Genomic DNA, 16,393 nt, shown 5'->3' with positions numbered 1-16,393 from the left:
CTCCCTCAAGCTGGTGTCACCGTGCAAGCACTGCTGTGCCACCAGCAGCTTGAAACACTCGTCGTATCGGTTACTCATAAAAACACCCCGAAGGTTGGATGTGGGTGTCCAACTTTCGGGGTGCAGTTCATTGGTTCGGGGGGCCGCTGCCTTGTATTATCTCCGAGCTCTGCGACCCGTACTACCGCTTCAGCCGGGGCAACACTCCCCCCTTCTTGCCGGCACGAGGTGCCCTGTGCATGACCTCGCGCCCGGCACGCCTGCCTACCACCCGGGCGACTCCCACCAGCACGCCGGTGGCGGCGCCCCACAGCAGGGCCTGGCGCCACTCCACATCGGGCTCATCGGGGTTTGCCGGTGGGCTGTCGCCAACCTCTTTCTGGTAGGCCTTGTCCGCCGCCTTGCGGGCCATCATGCTGGCTGCCACCGCCGCGGCGGAACCCGCCAGCGACCAGAGGGTGTCCTGCTTCATGCCGTACCTCGCCTGCTGGTTGTGGATCTCACCGGAGGAGCCATCGATCTGGAATAATCCGCTCCGGACCTCGCTTCATGCTAGTCGACACTGGCCTGGAAAACGCGCTCCAGGCCAAGGATATCGCCCGTGTGCACGCCTGGAGCGTCATGTTCGAGGGTGCCGGCTGTTCGACGTGTTGCCACGGCAACGCCCCCCAAACCTATCGGCAAGCCACGTGAACACATAACCCCGCGGTGGATCGACTCCCGTCAGGACATAATGAAGCGTATAGGGATTATGGAGCGTCGCCTGCAGCATCAGCTCCGCCGCCTGGACCCCGCAGAAGAGCAGCTCATCCCCCGCCCCGAGGGGAAAGTCGGCGTCCGGTAGCATGATCGACTGCCCCTCGCGGCGAATGGCCAGCATTTCGCACGGTAGCGCCTGGGAGAAGGCGCGCGCATCACGACACAGGGCTCCGGGCGTGACCATGCCCTCCTCGCTCAGGAGTCGGGTCACGGCCGGCGCCTCGTCCGGGTTCAGTCTGACCGACCACAGGTGTGGGGGTTCGTCACCGACGGCCGCCTGCAGTCGAGCCACCAGGGCCTCCGTCCGGGTCGGCTCCCGCTGCGCCAGCCAGTCGATCAACTCCTGGATCAGCGGCGAGATCAGCAGCTTCAGGATGCGACGCGCCGTTGTCAGGCTGTGCTGAAGTACCAGATCGGTCCTTGCGGCGTCGAAGACCACCTGATTCGCATGGCTGTTCTGACGAACGATGCGGAACACATCGGGGTTGAGCTCATTGACCGACAGCAGCGTACTGAGATTGTCGGCATCGCGATTCATCGCGGCAACGATACCGGCAGCGTCTCCGATACCGGCCGCCTCCAGCGCCGAGTGGTCGGCCTGGGCCAACACCGGATCCCCTTCCGTCTCCGTCTCATCACTTCCCTCGCCTGGGTCGATAACGCGGACGCCGATGCCATGGTCATGGAGACAACGATGGATCCGGTGGCCCATTCGGCCGAACCCGCACAGGATCCACTCCCCCTGGGGCACCCGCAACGGCGCGCCAAGTGTCACGCCGGGTGCGCCGACAAACCACGCATTGAGGTTATGGAGCTCGGAGCGTGCGATCACCCAGTAGAGAAGCTGCGCGAAGATCATAAAGGGATCGACCACCGTGACATTGTCCAGCGCTCGTAGCGTGGCGCCATGACGCGTCGAGGTGGAACGGCAGATGACCCGCAGCCGTGGATTGAGGTGCCGTGCCATCACCGCAATCTTGAGATTGGTATCGTCGTCGTTGGTCAGCGTCACCAGGGCCCGACAGGCGGGATGCTCGACCCCTGCCGCCAGGAGATGCTTGGGCGCACTGGCATCCGCGCAGAGCCCCGGCATCGCCACCGTGTAGTCGCGTACCCCCAGCGCCTTGATGCGTTCCGGGTCCACATCGAGAATCACCGCTCGCATGCGATGGTCGCTCAGTCCCCGGGCAAGCAGACTGCCGGCATCACCGAAACCGCACAGGATGACGAAAGGCTCCGCGTTGCGCCTGACCTTGCGCGCGAACCGGAAGCCATCCATGGACTGGATGAAGTGAGGGTTCTGAACCAGGTTGATCAGCGATCCAATCGCATAGAACCAGGCGATGGCACCGGTATAGAGGCAGAAGATCGTCCACAGGCGCTGTTCATCGCTGAAACCGTTGGGTAGTTCGCCGAAGCCGGTCGTGGTCGCCGTATAGGTAAAGAAATAGAAGGCGTGGAAGAGGTCCATATGGGTCGTTTCACCATCGACGACCCGCCCCGGCATCAGGACCATGCCGATGATCCCCACCGAATAGACGAAGAGCAGTACGAACAGGGGCCGGCGCATGTAGCGCAGAAGGATCATTCCTACACGGTCGAGATCGGAAGTGGTCGTCATCGGCCCGTTCGCTCAACTAGCGCCGCGAGAGCAGCGTATCGCCGACCAGGATCGCCGTTGCAATGATATTCGCCACCAGCGCCCCCCTGGCGATCGAGATGATATCGGCCATGGCGCCCACTTCCGGCACACCCCAGCCACTGGGCACCGTGACGATCCAGATGATACGCGCCGTGATCAGCAGGGCCCCCGCCACCAACCCGGATGCCAACAGCAGCGCGCCGGTCTCGGAGCGATCCCCCAGCCTCAGGCCGATCGCCACCAGGTTGGCGATGATGGCGAGGGTGAGAATCCACACATTATGATGCGCTGCCGCCTCGAGGCCATGCGCGACGAAGGCGGCATTGAGGCTCAGGGTGAGGATGATGAAGAAACCGAAAACGACACGTTCGAAATTCATTGGCCCACTCCTGACCGAGACGCGTGGTCAGTATAGGCTCGGGTCTTCGATGCCCGCGAATATCAGGGCCGTGACCCCGTGACATCCGGTTTTTCGGGATATTTATGAACAGTGTTCAAAAATCAGCGTAACTGGGCTTTAATAATGGGCAGGGAGCCCCGACATCTGTAACAATGGATTTATAACGCCCTGTTTCCTCGTGAGGCCCGGTGATGGCACATCCACTCTGCCTGCTCTTCGACTGCGACGGCACCCTGGTCGATAGCGAGCCGCTGCTCGCCGACGAGATGGCCACGGCACTGAACGCCGTGGGCCTGCCGTTCCAGGCCACCGACTATATCGGCGAGTTCCGCGGGGCGCGCTTCCGACGCATCGTCGCCGAGCTGGAGAGCCGCCATGGCAGTGTCGACCCCAAGGTGCTCGAGCCACTGGAAACCAGCATGCGAGCCAACCTCGACCGGCGCCTGGCGACAGAGCTCATTCCCATCGAGGGTGCCACCGAAGCACTGGCGGCCCTGTCGACCTTCCCCATGGGCGTGGTCTCCAACGGGCCCGAGAACAAGATCCGTACCTCCCTGGTGGCTACCGGCCTGGACACCCTGTTCGGCGACCATCTGTTCAGCGCCTACACCGCCAACTGCTGGAAACCGGACCCCTGCCTCTACCTGCACGCGGCACAGAGGATGGGCTACTCCCCCCACCACTGCCTGGCCATCGAGGATTCGGTGGTCGGCGTCAAGGCGGCCCTCGATGCCGGCATGCTGGTCGTTCACCTCAACCGCTTCCCCGATGCGGAAATCACGCCCGAGGGCGCCATCATGATCACCAGCATGTTCCAGCTCCCCTCGGTGGTGGCACGCCTCACACGCGACCTGGACGCACGCACCGCCATGCACTGAGGGCCATGCAGGTCGCGGCCACAGCCGCTATCATCCCGGCCTGAAGCCACCCACCCCGGGAGCCACACCATGTCATCACTCCAGGACCAGCTGCGCGGTCTCGTCTACTCCACCGAGCATGGCGAGACCTGCCCCGACTGCCGCCACCCCGTCGCCGACTGTCGCTGTGCCGAGCAGGCGGAACAGGCACGCCTTGCCGAACTCGACGGCATCGTGCGGATTCGCCGCGAGACCAGCGGCCGCAAGGGCAAGGGCGTCACCACCATCAGCGGCGTGCCACTGCCCGAGGCCGAGCTCAAGCGTCTGGCCAAGCTGCTGAAGAAGCGCTGCGGCACCGGCGGCGCCGTCAAGGAGGGGGTGATCGAGATCCAGGGCGACCACCGCGAGACACTCAAGGCGGAGCTCGAGACCCGCGGCTACACGGTCAAGCTGGCCGGCGGTTGAGGCTCCCCTCGGCCAGTCGAGCTTCCAGCCGCTCGACCAGCGCCCCGAGCGAGGCGTCTACCGGGGCCGCCACCTTCAGGGTATAGAGGTCGTCGGCACGGGTACGCCCCAGGTTGAGGCAGGCGATGGGCTTGCCCTGCCGGGCCGCGGCGCGCGCGAAGCGAAAGCCCGAATAGACCATCATCGAGGAGCCCACCACCAGCAGGGCATCACACTCCTCGATCAGGGCGAAGGCGCGTTCGACCACGCCACGCGGCACGCTGTCACCGAAGAACACCACATCAGGCTTCCAGATACCGTCGCCGCAGCGCGAGCAATCGGGCACCCGGAAGGCGGAGAAATCCGCTTCCAGATCGGCATCCCCGTCCGGTGCCGCGGCCGCGCCGAGGGCCGTCCAGCGTGGATTGAGGCTCTCGAGCTCCGCGTGCAGGGCATGACGCATGCGGCTGGAGCCGCATCCCATGCAGCGCACCCGGTCGGCGCGACCATGCAGGTCGATCACCCGCCGCGAGCCGGCGCGCTGATGCAGGCCATCCACGTTCTGGGTGATCATCCCGCGAACATGCCCCAGGCTCTCGAGTCGCGCCAGGGCCTGGTGCGCCGCATTGGGCCGCGCCTCATCCAGGGTGCGAAAGCCCACCAGGGCGCGGGCCCAGTAGCGCTGCCGGGCGGCATGACTGCCCATGAACTGGCGATGCTCCATGGGCGGCGAGCGTTTCCACTCGCCGGCGGCGTCGCGATAATCGGGAATGCCACTGGCGGTGCTGATGCCGGCGCCACCGAGCACCGCCAGCCGTGGATGGCACTCGACAAACTCGACGAGTGCCGCCAGGTTTGCCTCGCTGGTCTCGGGTTTCACCTGTGCTGCCGTCATCCTGATGCCTCGCTGTCTGCGCCAAACAGAGCATGGCCCCGCGTGGGGCAGGTTGTCTAGAATGGGCCACCTCTCGCCGCTTCCCCCTAGCAAGGAATCCCGATGGCCTGGCTGGAATACCTGCTACCCCTGATCTTCCTGTTTCCCCTCGCCGCCATGGGGGGAATCGTCGTGGCGCTTCGCAACCTCCATGATGCACGAGTGCACTCCCCCTTCGATGCCCAACCGCTGCGTGAGCCCGGCCAGCAGCTGCGCGACCGTCTCGACGACGCCTTCGCCGGACTCTATCTGAGTGGTGCCCTGGGCCCCATCATCACGCTTGCCCCGCTGGTCTACGGCATGGGCCGCATGCTCCTTGCCACGGAACAGATCTGGGTGGAGTGGGCCTTCTACGGGGCGCTGAGCACCCTGCTGGTGCTGACCTTCAGCTTTCGACTGATGCGTGACTTCCAGCGCATTCGCCGCCTCAAGCTGGGGCTGGCCTGCGAACTGGCGGTCGGCCAGGAGCTGGAGCGGCTGGTGCGCCCGGAGGCCCACCCCTTCTACGTCTTTCACGATGTGCCGGCGGCCGATACACGCATCGACCACGTGGTGGTCACGCCCTGTGGCGTCTTCGTGGTGGAGACCCGAGCCCGCTCCCGCCCCTTTACCCCCTCAGGAGAAGAGCAGTACCGGCTCGTGGTGGAGCCCTCGCGGCTGCGCTTCCCGGGCTGGAGCGAGCGCACACCGCTGAGCAAGACCCGCGAACTGGCGCGCTGGATGGCCGAGTGGCTGAACTCACGCACCGGCCGCACGGTACCGGTGATGGGCGTGCTGACCCTTCCCGGCTGGCAGGTGGACGCCAGCCAGGGCCCCGACGATCTGCTGGTGGTCAGCGGCGACCAGCTGGCCGGCCGCCTGGCCGAACTCTGTCCCGGCGACTTCGATGCCGCCACCCACGACGCGGTCATCGCCACCCTGCTCGAGCATGCCGGAGCGAGCCGGGCACCAGGCGAGTAACGGAGTCCGCCGAGTCGGCTCAGTCGCCGCGCAGCCGCCCCCCCATCTCCTGGGCCAGGTCCACGGCGTAGTGATCGGTCATGCCGCCGATAAAGTCGAGCATGCGTCGATAACTGTCGTAGAGGCTCCATGAGGAACGCGGCGTATTCTCGCCGATCAGCGCCAGCACCCGCTGGTGCTTGAAGGTCGACCTGCCGGTGTAGTGAAGCTCATGGGCCGCACCGATAAAGGCCTCGAGCAGGATGCCCAGGGTGGTGTAGGCGCCGATCTCGAGCTTGGCCTTGCGCTCGTTCTGGAAGATGCGCTCCCGGGCCAGCTGCTTGGCCGCCTTCACCCCCCAGTCCAGATCGGGATGACACAGCTCCAGCAGGTCTGCCTGCAGTCGCCCCCCCAGCAGTTCCGCCTCATGCTGCACGAACACCGCCCCCACATCGTTGACCGCGCGCTCCATGGCCGCCCCACGCAGGGCCGCGATGCGCCGGCGCTGGGAGACCCCCTGACGTTGCATGGCGGTGTAGTCGCTCGGAGCCCCACCGGCGATCTGGATCAGGATCTCGGCGACTTCGTCATAGCGCAGGATGTCCATCTCCAGGCCATCCTCCAGGTCGAGCAGGGCATAGCAGATATCGTCGGCGGCCTCCACAAGCCAGGCCAGGGGGTGGCGGCACCAGCGCCCCTCCCCCCTGGGCAGCAGCCCCAGTCGCTCGACCACCTCGACCAGCAGCTCACGCTCGCTCTGATAGCAGCTGAACTTGCCCGCCGCTCCGCCATGCTCCACCGTCCAGGGATACTTGAGCAGGGTCCCCAGGGTCGCCGTGGTCAGGCGCATGCCGCCACGGAACTGGTTGTACTCGATCTGGGTGACCACCCGGAAGCCCTGGGCATTGCCCTCGTAGGTCAGCAGATCCTCGCGCTCCAAGGGTGACAGCCCCTCGAGCAACCCCTTGCCATCGGTCTCGGCGCGCTTGAACCAGTCGCGGATGGCGTACTCCCCGGCATGGCCGAAGGGCGGGTTACCGATATCGTGACCGAGGCAGGCGGCCTGCACGATCACCCCCAGGTCGGCCGGGGTGATCCATGCCGGCAGCCGGCCGCTCAGCCCCTCGCCGACGATCATGCCCAGCGAGCGCCCCACACAGCCGACCTCCAGCGAGTGGGTCAGCCGCGTATGGATGTGGTCATTGTCGGTCAGCGGGTGCACCTGGGTCTTGCGCCCCAGGCGCCGGAAGGAGCCGGCGAAGACGATCCGGTCGTGATCCTTGTGGAAGGGGCTGCGGCCGATCTCACCGCGGCCGTTCCCGGGGCGCGCGCCGCGCCGGTCGTGTAGCCGCCCCGGATCGAGCAGCCGCTCCCAGCTCATCTGCGTCATGGGCAATCTCTCCTTGGAAGCCCCATTCTGGCACCGGCGGATGCAACCTGGCCATCGCGCTGCACCGCGACCGATCAATATCGTTTCGCCTACTAACGAATTTCCATAGAATCGTCTACCCAGACCGCGTCATTCAGCAAGAACACCAGGCAAGGGCGGAGCCAGACCGCAGGCTCGCCTGGCAGCATCCCGCTCGACGCGGCCCCAACGCCACAAACACCTGACAAGGCAGACGCTTCATGACCTCGACTTCCGATGCTCCCGCCGCGACATCCCGAGGGGATCGCGGCTTCTTCGGCCACCCCCGACCGCTCGGGTCACTGTTCTTCACCGAGATGTGGGAGCGCTTCTCCTACTACGGCATCCGCCCGCTGCTGGTGCTGTTCATGGCCGCCGGCCTCGCCGAGGGCGGTCTCGGCTTCAGCCGCGAGGATGCCGCGGCCATCGTCGGCATCTACGCCGGTGCCATCTACCTCTCCGCCCTGCCCGGCGGCTGGCTGGCCGACAACTGGCTGGGTCAGCGCCGCGCCGTCTGGTATGGCTCGATCCTGATCGCCCTGGGCCATCTGGCCATCGCCCTCTCGGCGCTGTGGGGTGCCAGCGCCTTCTTCGTCGGCCTGCTGCTGATCGTGCTCGGCTCGGGGCTGTTCAAGACCTGCATCACAGTGATGGTGGGCAGCCTCTACGAGGAAGAGGATGCGCGCCGCGACGGTGGCTTCGCGATCTTCTACATGGGCATCAACCTGGGTGCCCTGCTGGCCCCGCTGATGACCGGCCTCTTGATCGAGAGCGGCGGCTGGCACTGGGGCTTCGGCATCGGCGGCCTGGGCATGCTGGCAGCTCTGCTGATCTTCCGCCTATGGGCGATCCCCGCCATGCGCCGCGCCGACGCCGAGCGCGGTCGCGAGGCCAGCTGGGACGCCCCGGCGGTCAAGCGTCGCGGCGTGGGGCTGGCGGTCTCGGGGCTGTCGATCCTCGGCGCCGCCCTGGTGGCGCTCGCGGCCGTCGGCGTGATCCGGCTCGAGCCGGTGGCGATCGCCGAGGCCATGACCAGCGTGATCATCGTCTGCGCCCTGGGCTTCTTCGTCTACCTGATGGCCTTCGCCGGCCTCGACGCCCGGGAGCGCGCCAGGGTGGTGGTGGCCTTCCTGCTGATCGTCGCCTCGGCCTTCTTCTGGGCCTCCTTCGAGCAGCAGCCCACCTCCTACAACCTCTTCGCCAACGACTACACCGACCGCGCCCTGTTCGGCTGGGAGATCCCCACGGTGTGGTTCCAGTCGCTCAATGCCGTCTTCATCATTCTGCTCGGTCCGCTGTTCGGCTGGCTGTGGCCGGCCCTGGGCCGCCGCGGACTGGAGCCGGGCAGCGCCACCAAGTTCGTGATGGGGCTGCTGTTCGCCGCCGCGGGCTTCGGCCTGATGATGCTCGCCGCCCGACAGGTGCTGGTCGGTGACGGCCTGGTCTCGCCGCTGTGGATCACCGCCAGTCTGCTGCTGCTGACCCTCGGCGAGATGTGCCTGAGCCCGGTGGGCCTCTCCACCATGAGCACCCTGGCGCCTCAGCGCATCCGCGGCCAGCTGATGGGCCTGTGGTTCACCTCCCTGGCGCTGGGCAACCTGGTGGCCGGCCTGATCGGCGGCAACGTCAGCGCCGACAAGCTCGCCGAGCTGCCGGCACTGTTCGGCCGCTCGGCCGTGGCACTGGTACTCTGTGCCCTGGTTCTGGCGCTGCTGACACCGCTGATCGGCCGCATGCTCAAGGGCAGCCAGCGCACCACCGCCACCTCTTCCTCCTCCTCGACCTCTGGAGCCTGACATGAGCCAAGCCCTCTCGACGCCCGCGGACCGACTCGCCGCCCTGCGCACCGTCATGCGCGAGCACGCCATCGACGCCTGGTGGCTGCCCTCCTCCGACCCCCACAACTCCGAGTATCTGCCCGAGCACTGGGCCGGCCGCGCCTGGCTCTCCGGCTTCGACGGCTCGGTGGGTACCCTGGTGGTGACCCAGGAGGCCGCCGGAATGTGGGTCGACAGCCGTTACTTCGTGCAGGCCGAGGCTCAGCTGGCGGGCAGCGGCATCGCCATGATGAAACTGGTTCAGGGCCAGGCCACGGCGCCCATGGCGTGGCTGGCCGAGCGCCTGCCGGCCGGCGCCACCATTGGCTACGACGCCCAGGTGGTCGCCCTGGCCCACGCCAGCCAGATGGAGGAGATTCTCGGCCCCGTCGGCATCGCCCAGCGCGGTGACCTGGACCTGCTCGACGCCATCTGGCCGGGGCGACCGGCGCTGCCCGCTCAGCCGCTCTACGCCCAGCCCGCCGCCTTCCGGGACGAGACGCGCCCCGAGCGTCTGGCGCGGGTGCGCGCGGCCATGACCGAGCAGGGTGCCGACTGGCACCCGATCTCGACCCTGGACGACATCGCCTGGCTGACCCAGCTGCGCGGCGACGACGTCGCCTACAACCCGGTGTTCCTCGCCCATCTGCTGGTCGGCCGGGAGACGGCGACCCTGTTCGTCGCCCCCGGCACCGTCGAGGCTGAGCTCGAGGCGGCGCTGGCCGCCGACGGCATCGACATCGCCCCCTACGACGACTGGCGCGCGCATCTCGCCGCCCTGCCCGCCGAGTCATGCGTGCTGCTCGACCCGGCCAGGCTGACCCTGGGCACACGCCAGGCGCTCCCCACCGAGATGGCAGTGGTCGAGGCCTTCCAGCCCAGCACCCTGGACAAGGGCCGCAAGACCGACCAGGAACTGGCCCATGTGCGCCGCACCATGGAGGCCGACGGGGCCGCCCTGTGCCGCTTCTTCGCCTGGCTGGAGCAGGCGCTTGCGCGCGGCGAGCGAGTCACCGAGCTGGACGTGGAGACGCGGCTGCGCGAGGAGCGCGCCCGGGACCCGCACTTCGTCAGCGAGAGCTTCAACACCATCGCCGCCTTCAACGCCAATGGCGCCCTGCCCCACTACCGGGCCACGCCCGAGGCCCACGCGGTGATCGAGGGCAACGGCCTGCTGCTGATCGACTCCGGCGGCCAGTACCACGGCGGCACCACCGACATCACCCGCATGGTGCCGGTAGGCGAGGTATCGGCGGCCCAGCGCGAGGACTGCAGCCTGGTGCTCAAAGGCACCATCGCCCTCTCCCGGGCCCAGTTCCCGCAGGGCATCGCCGCGCCCCGCCTGGACGCCATCGCCCGGGCACCGCTATGGGCCATCGGCCGCGACTACGGTCACGGAACCGGCCACGGCGTGGGCTACTTCCTCAACGTCCACGAGGGGCCCCAGGTGATCAGCGCCGGCGCGCCGGTGGCGCCCCACACCGCCATGCGTGCGGGGATGATCACCTCCATCGAGCCCGGGGTGTATCGGCCGGGGCAGTGGGGGGTGCGCATCGAGAACCTGGTCGCCAACCGGCCGGCCGAGGCGAGCGACTTCGGTGACTTCCTGCGCTTCGAGACGCTGACCCTGTGTCCGATCGACACCCGCTGCCTCGACGTCGCGCTGCTCGACGCCGCCGAGGCCGACTGGCTCGACGCCTACCACGCCGAGGTGCGCGAACGACTCGCCCCCCACCTCGAGGGCGACGCCCTGGCCTGGCTGGAGGCGCGCACCCGGCCGCTCGCGCAAGGCTAGGCGAGCCTCGCCCCCTGCGGGACGAGGCCCAATAGGAAAGGGGCGCCGGCATGCCGGCGCCCCTTTTTCGTTGGAGTCGTTGGAGTCGTTGAAGCCTCGGTGAGGGTGCGACTCGAAGGGAAGAGGCCGTGATCTACACTCGCCGTTTCATCAGCCAGTGGAACAGCAGCCCACCCAGCAGCAGCGCAATGGCGAAGAGATAGATCCCCAGCGAGATGCCACTGTTCCAGATGATGCTCCAGTCCCCCCCTGAGATCGACATGGCGCGACGCAGGTTGTACTCCATCTGTCCCCCCAGCAGCAGTCCCAGCACCACCGGCACCGTGGGGATCTCCAGCTTGCGCAGCACATAGCCCAGCACGCCGAAGGCCAGCATCAGGTAGAGGTCGAAGGCGCTGTTGCCGAGCGAATAGACACCGACGAAGGCGACCATGACCACCATGGGCATCAGGAACCAGCCCGGCGCACGCAGCACGCGGGCGAAGAGCCCCACCAGCGGGATATTGAGCGCCAGCAGCATTAGGTTACCGATAAACAGCGCCGCCACCAGGCCCCATACCAGCTCGGGCTGGTTCTCGAACAGCAGCGGTCCCGGGGTGATGTTCATCGACAGCAGCAGGGCCAGCAGGATGGCCGTGGTCCCGCTGCCGGGAATGCCCAGCGACAGCATGGGAATCAGCGCGCCACCGGCGGCGGCGTTATTGCCCGCCTCCGGGGCCGCCACCCCATGTGGGTCGCCCTTGCCGAAGTCACCACGCGCGCCCTGCCAGCGCCGCTCCAGGGTATAGGAGAGGAGGCTGCCCAGCGCCGCCCCCGCTCCTGGGAGCACGCCGGCGATGAAACCCAGCACCGAGCTGCGCCCGATAGTGCCACGGCAGCGCCAGGCGGTGCGCACACCCGGCAGGGCCGACCCCAGGGTCATGGTGGGCTTGCGCCCCTGATGGCTATCCTCCAGGAACACCAGGCACTCGGAGATGGCGAACAGCCCCACCAGCGCCACGATAAAGTCGATGCCGTCGTAGAGCTCATACCAGCCGAAGGTGTAGCGGGGCACGCTGCTGACCGCATCGATGCCCACGGTGCCCAGCAGCAGTCCCAGGCAGGCGGCCAGGAAACTCTTCGCCAGGTGCCCCCCGGTCACCCCACCGATGGTGGCGAAGGCCAGCACGAACAGCGCGAAGTACTCGGCCGGGCCGAAGCGAATGGCGAAGTCCACCAGCACCGGGGCGAACAGCACCAAACCCACCGTAGACACCAGGGCGCCGACGAAGGAGGCGACACCGGTCAGTCCCAGCGCCTCGCCGCCACGGCCCTGCTGCGCCATGGGAAAGCCATCCAGGGTGGTCATCATGGCCGGCTCGTCGCCGGGAATATTGAGCAGGATGGAGCTGATGCGGCCGCCATACATGCAACCGTAATAGATGCTGACCAGCAGGATCAGCGCGGCGGTGGCCGAGAGGCTGAAGTTGAAGGTGAGCGGGATCATCAGCGCCACCCCGTTGACCGGCCCGAGGCCGGGCAGCGCTCCGATCAGGGTGCCCAGGGCGCAACCCACCAGCGCCAGAAACAGGTGCTGGGGCTCGAGCGCCACGGCGAAGCCCTGGGCGAGAAAGGCGAGGAGTTCCATGGCGCGTTTACCAGTTCATGCCCGGCATGTCGGGCAGCGGCATGCCGAGGGCGAATTCGAAGAGAAGGTAGAGGCCCAGGGTCAGCAGCAGGCCGAACGGCAGGGCCTGGCGCCAGCTGGCACCGAAGAGCCGGATCATGAGGGTCACGGTCAGCAGGGCGGTAGGCAGAAAGCCCAGCGGCTGAATCAGCCCCGCATAGACCATCAGCAGGACCAGCAGGCTAAGCTGGCGGAGCAGCGCCGACCGTTCCGGCCAGCGCTGATTCACTCCCGGGCGGGCGATCAGGTAGAGCGACAGCAGCCCCAGGGGCACGCTGACCAGACGCGGGAAAGCTCCCGGCCCTATCGTCTGCCCGAAACCGCTAGTGAAATCATGGGACAGCCACCAGGCAACCGCTGCCACCAACAACAGCACTACCCCGGTGACACGATCACCGACCGCCCCGACTCCCTCCTTCACTCGATGACTCCGATCTCTCGAGAAATGGACTCCACCTGGTCGATGGTTTCCAGCACGAAGCCGTTGAACTCATCGCCACCTCGCCATAGCGGCACCAGGCCATTCTGCTCGGCCACCGCCTTCCACTCCTCGCTGTCGTAGAGGGACTTCAGGTCATCGACCATGCCGGCATAGTCCTCATCGGAGACCTCGCCACCGGTATAGAAGCCGCGCCAGTTGTAGCCGGCCACGTCATAGCCCTGGGAGGCGGCGGTGGGCAGATCATCGAAGGGAGCGGGCAGCGGCTCCTCGGAGAGCACCGCCAGCACGCGTACATCGCCGGACTCGATGAAACCGGCGATCTCGCCCAGGTCGGTAGACACCACGTCGACATGGCCGCCCATCATCTGGGTCACCGCGGGGCCGCCGCCGTCGAACTGCACCCAGCGCAGGTTGCCGATCTGTTCATTGGGCATGCCCGCCTCCTTGGCCAGCATCAGGGCACGGATATGATCCCAGCCGCCGGCACCGCTGGAGCCGGCCACGGCCAGGGCGCCCGGATCCTCGACCAGGGTGGTCATCAGCTGCTCGAGGCTCTCGTATTCGCTCTCGTCGTCGACCAGGATGACGCCCACATCGGTCCCCAGCATGGCCAGCCAGCGCATGGTATCGGCACCGCCGGGGTACTTGCCCTGGGCAATCTGGGTCACGCCAACCGTGCTGGTGGCCACCACCAGGTCGCTGTCGTCGGCCCGGCTGCTCTCGACGTTGGCGAAGGCCACCGCCCCCACGCCGCCCGGCATGTTGGTGATCTGCACCGGGCTCTCCACGAGGTCCAGCTCCAGCAACAGCTTGCCGACCGAGCGACAGGTAAAGTCCCAGCCGCCACCCGGGTCGGCCGGCGCGATGCATTCGCTGATCGGCAGCGCCTGGGCCGGCGCGCTGATGGCGAACCCGACGCCTGCCAAAGTAGCGGCGACAAGGCCGAGACCCCCTTTCTTGACGGTACGCATTGGTGTGCTCCTTCTGCTTGTTGTTATGGCAGGCACGACCGGCCTGCCCGCGGCTCTACTGCCTTAAATCACGCGACGCTCCCGCAGGGTCGTCAGCTCATCGCCCTCGATGCCCAGTTCGGCCAGCAGCTCCTCGGTATGCTCCCCGAGCTTAGGCACCGGGTAGTAGAGGCTCGCGGGCGCCTCGCGCAGTTTGACCGGAAAGCCGGTGACGGGCACCCGGCCGGAGGCCTGGGTCAGCTCCAGGCGCATCTCCTGGGCCTGCACCTGGGGGTCATCGAAGGTCTCGCGCAGGTCATGCACGCGTCCGCAGGGGACCCCCGCGTGATTGAAGTGCTCGATCCACTCGTCGACCCGGCGCGTCACGATGATGGCATTGAGTATCTCGCGCAGCGCCTCGCGGTTGGCCATGCGCCGACGATTGTCGGCGAAGCGCTCATCGTCGAGCAGGTGCAGCATGTCCAGGGCGCCGAGGAAGCGCTCGACCATGGTGTCGTTGCTCGGCGCGATCGCCACCTCGCCATCACGGGCGGTAAACAGCCCGTAGGGATAGAGCATGGGGTGATCGTTGCCGGTGCGGGCCGGTACGCGGTCGGTGGCGAAGTACTCCGCCGCCAGGTAGCCCATCATGGCGATCAGGCCGTTGGTCAGGGCCGTCTCGACGATATCGCCCCGCCCCGTGGTGGCGCGGCGCACCAGGGCCGCACAGATGCCGAAGGCCAGGTTCTGGCTGGCCACCATGTCGCTGATCGGCGGTGCCGCCCGCATCGGCTCGCCATCGGCGCTGCCGTTGACGCCCATGAAGCCGCTCATGGCCTGGGCGATAAAGTCGTAGGCCGGGCGGTCGCGATAGGGCCCGCTGGAGCCGAAACCGTTGATGCGCCCCACCACGAGCCGGGGGTAACGCTGGCGCAGGGTGTCGTCGTCGAGCCCCATCTTGTCCAGCACCCCGGGGCGGAAATTCTCCACCAGCACGTCGGCATCCTCGAGCAGCCGGTGAAGGATCTGCTTGCCTTCGTCGCTGCGCAGATCGAGGGTGAGCGAGCGCTTGTTGCGATTGAACTGGGCGAAGTACCAGCTTTCGCCATCGACCATATTGCCCTGCTGGCGAACCACGTCGCCCTTGCCGGGCGGCTCGATCTTGATCACGTCGGCACCGTGGTCGCCGAGGATCTGGGTACAGAAGGGGCCGGAGATCACCCGGGTCAGATCGATGACGCGTACGCCCGCAAGCGAGCCGGTAGAGCTGGAGGAGGTAGGAGTCATGTTCGCCATCATCCCTGTGCGGTGGGTACGACGCTGCAGTCGCTCAGTGCCAGACGGGGGCCGGCCTGGGAGACCTGGGCCGGCAGACGGCGACCCATCAGCTCGCTGGCGCGGCCTGCCGCGGTGATCAGTCCCTCGAGGTCGAGGCCGGTCTCGAGCCCCATCTCCTCGAGCAGATAGGCCAGGTCCTCGGTGGCGATATTGCCCGAGGCCCCCGGCGCAAAGGGGCAGCCGCCGAGCCCGCCGATGGAGCTCTCGTAGCGGTCGACGCCGAGCGCCAGCCCCTGCATGACATTGGCCAGGCCGATGCCGCGGGTATTGTGAAAGTGGAGCGTCAGCGGAAGGTTGGGCGTCGCGTCCCGCAGCCGTGTGACACGCTCGGTGACCAGCGGCGGCGTGGCCATGCCGGTGGTATCGCCGAGAGAGAGGTGCGTCGCGCCCAGGTCGGCGAAGTGTCGGGCGATCCCGGTCACCGACTCGACCGGGACATTGCCCGTAAAGGGGCAACCGAAGGCGGTGGCGACGGCCCCCCTGAGGGCTATATCGCTACCCTCGAGCAGGCGCGCCACCTGCTCGAACCCCTCGAGTGAGGCCGCCACGCTGCGGTTGACGTTCTTGGCGTTGTGACGCTCGGAAGCGGAGACAAACAGCACCACCGAGTCGACGCCCGCCTCAAGCGCCCGCTCGGCGCCACGCAGGTTGGGGACCAGGGCCGAGAGATGCAGCCCCCCCACACCACGCAGCGCCGCAACCATCTCGGCGGCATCGGCCAGCGCCGGCACCGCCCTTGGGCTGACGAAGGAGCTGACCTCGAATTCGCGCACGCCGGCGGCGACCAGCGCCCTGGCCAGGGTCAGCTTCTGCTCGGTACTCAGCACCACCGGCTCGTTCTGGAGACCATCGCGCAACCCCACCTCGGTAACGTGGATGTGCTGGGACGGTGTGGTGAGGGCGGACATGGCAGGCCTGCTGAATCAATGCATTCTTATGGACGCTAAGCCAGGGCGCCACCTCCTCACAATGCACCTTTCGTCCCATAGCTCCTCGCCCAAT

The 16,393-nt window shown here is 67.2% G+C and carries 15 protein-coding genes; 5 read left to right on the top strand and 10 right to left on the bottom strand.

The features are described 5' to 3' along the window. Nucleotides 1-181: 181 nt before the first annotated feature. The 3 genes from IOC61_RS05305 to IOC61_RS05295 form a co-directional block, all read right to left on the bottom strand. Nucleotides 182-472 carry a DUF4235 domain-containing protein gene (locus IOC61_RS05305; RefSeq protein ID WP_195687840.1) on the bottom strand — a complete coding sequence of 97 codons (291 nt, stop codon included), beginning with the start codon at nt 470-472 and terminating at the stop codon, nt 182-184. A gap of 147 nt (nt 473-619) precedes the next feature. Continuing rightward, nucleotides 620-2,380 carry a potassium channel family protein gene (locus IOC61_RS05300; RefSeq protein WP_195687839.1) on the bottom strand — a complete coding sequence of 587 codons (1,761 nt, stop codon included), beginning with the start codon at nt 2,378-2,380 and terminating at the stop codon, nt 620-622. Nucleotides 2,381-2,396: 16 nt separating this feature from the next. After that, nucleotides 2,397-2,780 carry a DUF6394 family protein gene (locus IOC61_RS05295; RefSeq protein ID WP_195687838.1) on the bottom strand — a complete coding sequence of 128 codons (384 nt, stop codon included), beginning with the start codon at nt 2,778-2,780 and terminating at the stop codon, nt 2,397-2,399. Nucleotides 2,781-2,992: 212 nt separating this feature from the next. Here IOC61_RS05295 and IOC61_RS05290 point away from each other — a divergent pair, with 212 nt between their 5' ends. Together IOC61_RS05290 and IOC61_RS05285 are read left to right on the top strand one after the other, a co-directional pair. Next, nucleotides 2,993-3,679: an HAD-IA family hydrolase gene (locus tag IOC61_RS05290; RefSeq protein ID WP_195687837.1), complete on the top strand. Its 687-nt coding sequence runs from the start codon at nt 2,993-2,995 to the stop codon at nt 3,677-3,679. Between the two features lie 69 nt (nt 3,680-3,748). Further along, nucleotides 3,749-4,123 carry a translation initiation factor Sui1 gene (locus IOC61_RS05285; protein ID WP_195687836.1) on the top strand — a complete coding sequence of 125 codons (375 nt, stop codon included), beginning with the start codon at nt 3,749-3,751 and terminating at the stop codon, nt 4,121-4,123. On the opposite strand, the gene IOC61_RS05280 is transcribed toward IOC61_RS05285, so the two are convergent. After that, nucleotides 4,104-4,997: an NAD-dependent protein deacetylase gene (locus tag IOC61_RS05280; protein ID WP_195687835.1), complete on the bottom strand. Its 894-nt coding sequence runs from the start codon at nt 4,995-4,997 to the stop codon at nt 4,104-4,106. The two genes, IOC61_RS05285 and IOC61_RS05280, sit on opposite strands and share 20 nt — an antisense overlap. A 102-nt stretch (nt 4,998-5,099) precedes the next feature. Between IOC61_RS05280 and IOC61_RS05275 the strand changes: the two genes are divergently transcribed. Beyond that, complete coding sequence (locus IOC61_RS05275; protein WP_195687834.1) at nt 5,100-5,996, top strand: nuclease-related domain-containing protein; 897 nt, start codon at nt 5,100-5,102, stop codon at nt 5,994-5,996. Between the two features lie 19 nt (nt 5,997-6,015). Here IOC61_RS05275 and IOC61_RS05270 read toward each other — a convergent pair whose 3' ends face one another. Then, complete coding sequence (locus IOC61_RS05270) at nt 6,016-7,365, bottom strand: deoxyguanosinetriphosphate triphosphohydrolase (protein ID WP_195687833.1); 1,350 nt, start codon at nt 7,363-7,365, stop codon at nt 6,016-6,018. A 239-nt stretch (nt 7,366-7,604) separates the two neighbouring features. Here IOC61_RS05270 and IOC61_RS05265 point away from each other — a divergent pair, with 239 nt between their 5' ends. Further along, a complete protein-coding gene (locus tag IOC61_RS05265; protein WP_195687832.1) occupies nt 7,605-9,179 on the top strand; it encodes a peptide MFS transporter in 1,575 nt (524 codons plus the stop codon). Between the two features lies 1 nt (nt 9,180). Further along, nucleotides 9,181-10,995 carry an aminopeptidase P family protein gene (locus IOC61_RS05260; RefSeq protein ID WP_195687831.1) on the top strand — a complete coding sequence of 605 codons (1,815 nt, stop codon included), beginning with the start codon at nt 9,181-9,183 and terminating at the stop codon, nt 10,993-10,995. A 133-nt stretch (nt 10,996-11,128) separates the two neighbouring features. Here the strand turns inward: IOC61_RS05260 and IOC61_RS05255 are convergent, their stop codons facing one another. The 5 genes from IOC61_RS05255 to IOC61_RS05235 form a co-directional block, all read right to left on the bottom strand. Further along, nucleotides 11,129-12,622: a tripartite tricarboxylate transporter permease gene (locus IOC61_RS05255; RefSeq protein ID WP_195687830.1), complete on the bottom strand. Its 1,494-nt coding sequence runs from the start codon at nt 12,620-12,622 to the stop codon at nt 11,129-11,131. Nucleotides 12,623-12,629: 7 nt separating this feature from the next. Next, nucleotides 12,630-13,082: a tripartite tricarboxylate transporter TctB family protein gene (locus IOC61_RS05250; RefSeq protein ID WP_195687829.1), complete on the bottom strand. Its 453-nt coding sequence runs from the start codon at nt 13,080-13,082 to the stop codon at nt 12,630-12,632. After that, nucleotides 13,079-14,074 (bottom strand): Bug family tripartite tricarboxylate transporter substrate binding protein, encoded by a 996-nt coding sequence (locus IOC61_RS05245; protein ID WP_195687828.1) that lies wholly within the window; start codon nt 14,072-14,074, stop codon nt 13,079-13,081. Before IOC61_RS05245 ends, IOC61_RS05250 begins: the two co-directional genes overlap by 4 nt. Nucleotides 14,075-14,137: 63 nt before the next feature. Continuing rightward, nucleotides 14,138-15,340 (bottom strand): CaiB/BaiF CoA transferase family protein, encoded by a 1,203-nt coding sequence (locus IOC61_RS05240; RefSeq protein WP_195687827.1) that lies wholly within the window; start codon nt 15,338-15,340, stop codon nt 14,138-14,140. An 8-nt stretch (nt 15,341-15,348) separates the two neighbouring features. Continuing rightward, a complete protein-coding gene (locus tag IOC61_RS05235) occupies nt 15,349-16,299 on the bottom strand; it encodes a hydroxymethylglutaryl-CoA lyase (protein ID WP_195687826.1) in 951 nt (316 codons plus the stop codon). Nucleotides 16,300-16,393: the final 94 nt, after the last annotated feature.

The organism is Halomonas sp. KAO (assembly GCF_015595025.1).
GTDB lineage: Bacteria > Pseudomonadota > Gammaproteobacteria > Pseudomonadales > Halomonadaceae > Halomonas.
The sequence above is the reverse complement of the archived record's forward strand: the minus strand, read 5'-3'. Positions and strand labels throughout refer to the sequence as shown.

Coding starts and splice junctions, on each gene's coding strand:
- IOC61_RS05305 (WP_195687840.1), bottom strand. CDS start 472: ATGAAGCAGGACACCCTCTGGTCGCTGGCGGGTTCCGCCGCGGCGGTG.
- IOC61_RS05300 (WP_195687839.1), bottom strand. CDS start 2,380: ATGACGACCACTTCCGATCTCGACCGTGTAGGAATGATCCTTCTGCGC.
- IOC61_RS05295 (WP_195687838.1), bottom strand. CDS start 2,780: ATGAATTTCGAACGTGTCGTTTTCGGTTTCTTCATCATCCTCACCCTG.
- IOC61_RS05290 (WP_195687837.1), top strand. CDS start 2,993: ATGGCACATCCACTCTGCCTGCTCTTCGACTGCGACGGCACCCTGGTC.
- IOC61_RS05285 (WP_195687836.1), top strand. CDS start 3,749: ATGTCATCACTCCAGGACCAGCTGCGCGGTCTCGTCTACTCCACCGAG.
- IOC61_RS05280 (WP_195687835.1), bottom strand. CDS start 4,997: ATGACGGCAGCACAGGTGAAACCCGAGACCAGCGAGGCAAACCTGGCG.
- IOC61_RS05275 (WP_195687834.1), top strand. CDS start 5,100: ATGGCCTGGCTGGAATACCTGCTACCCCTGATCTTCCTGTTTCCCCTC.
- IOC61_RS05270 (WP_195687833.1), bottom strand. CDS start 7,365: ATGACGCAGATGAGCTGGGAGCGGCTGCTCGATCCGGGGCGGCTACAC.
- IOC61_RS05265 (WP_195687832.1), top strand. CDS start 7,605: ATGACCTCGACTTCCGATGCTCCCGCCGCGACATCCCGAGGGGATCGC.
- IOC61_RS05260 (WP_195687831.1), top strand. CDS start 9,181: ATGAGCCAAGCCCTCTCGACGCCCGCGGACCGACTCGCCGCCCTGCGC.
- IOC61_RS05255 (WP_195687830.1), bottom strand. CDS start 12,622: ATGGAACTCCTCGCCTTTCTCGCCCAGGGCTTCGCCGTGGCGCTCGAG.
- IOC61_RS05245 (WP_195687828.1), bottom strand. CDS start 14,074: ATGCGTACCGTCAAGAAAGGGGGTCTCGGCCTTGTCGCCGCTACTTTG.
- IOC61_RS05240 (WP_195687827.1), bottom strand. CDS start 15,340: ATGACTCCTACCTCCTCCAGCTCTACCGGCTCGCTTGCGGGCGTACGC.
- IOC61_RS05235 (WP_195687826.1), bottom strand. CDS start 16,299: ATGTCCGCCCTCACCACACCGTCCCAGCACATCCACGTTACCGAGGTG.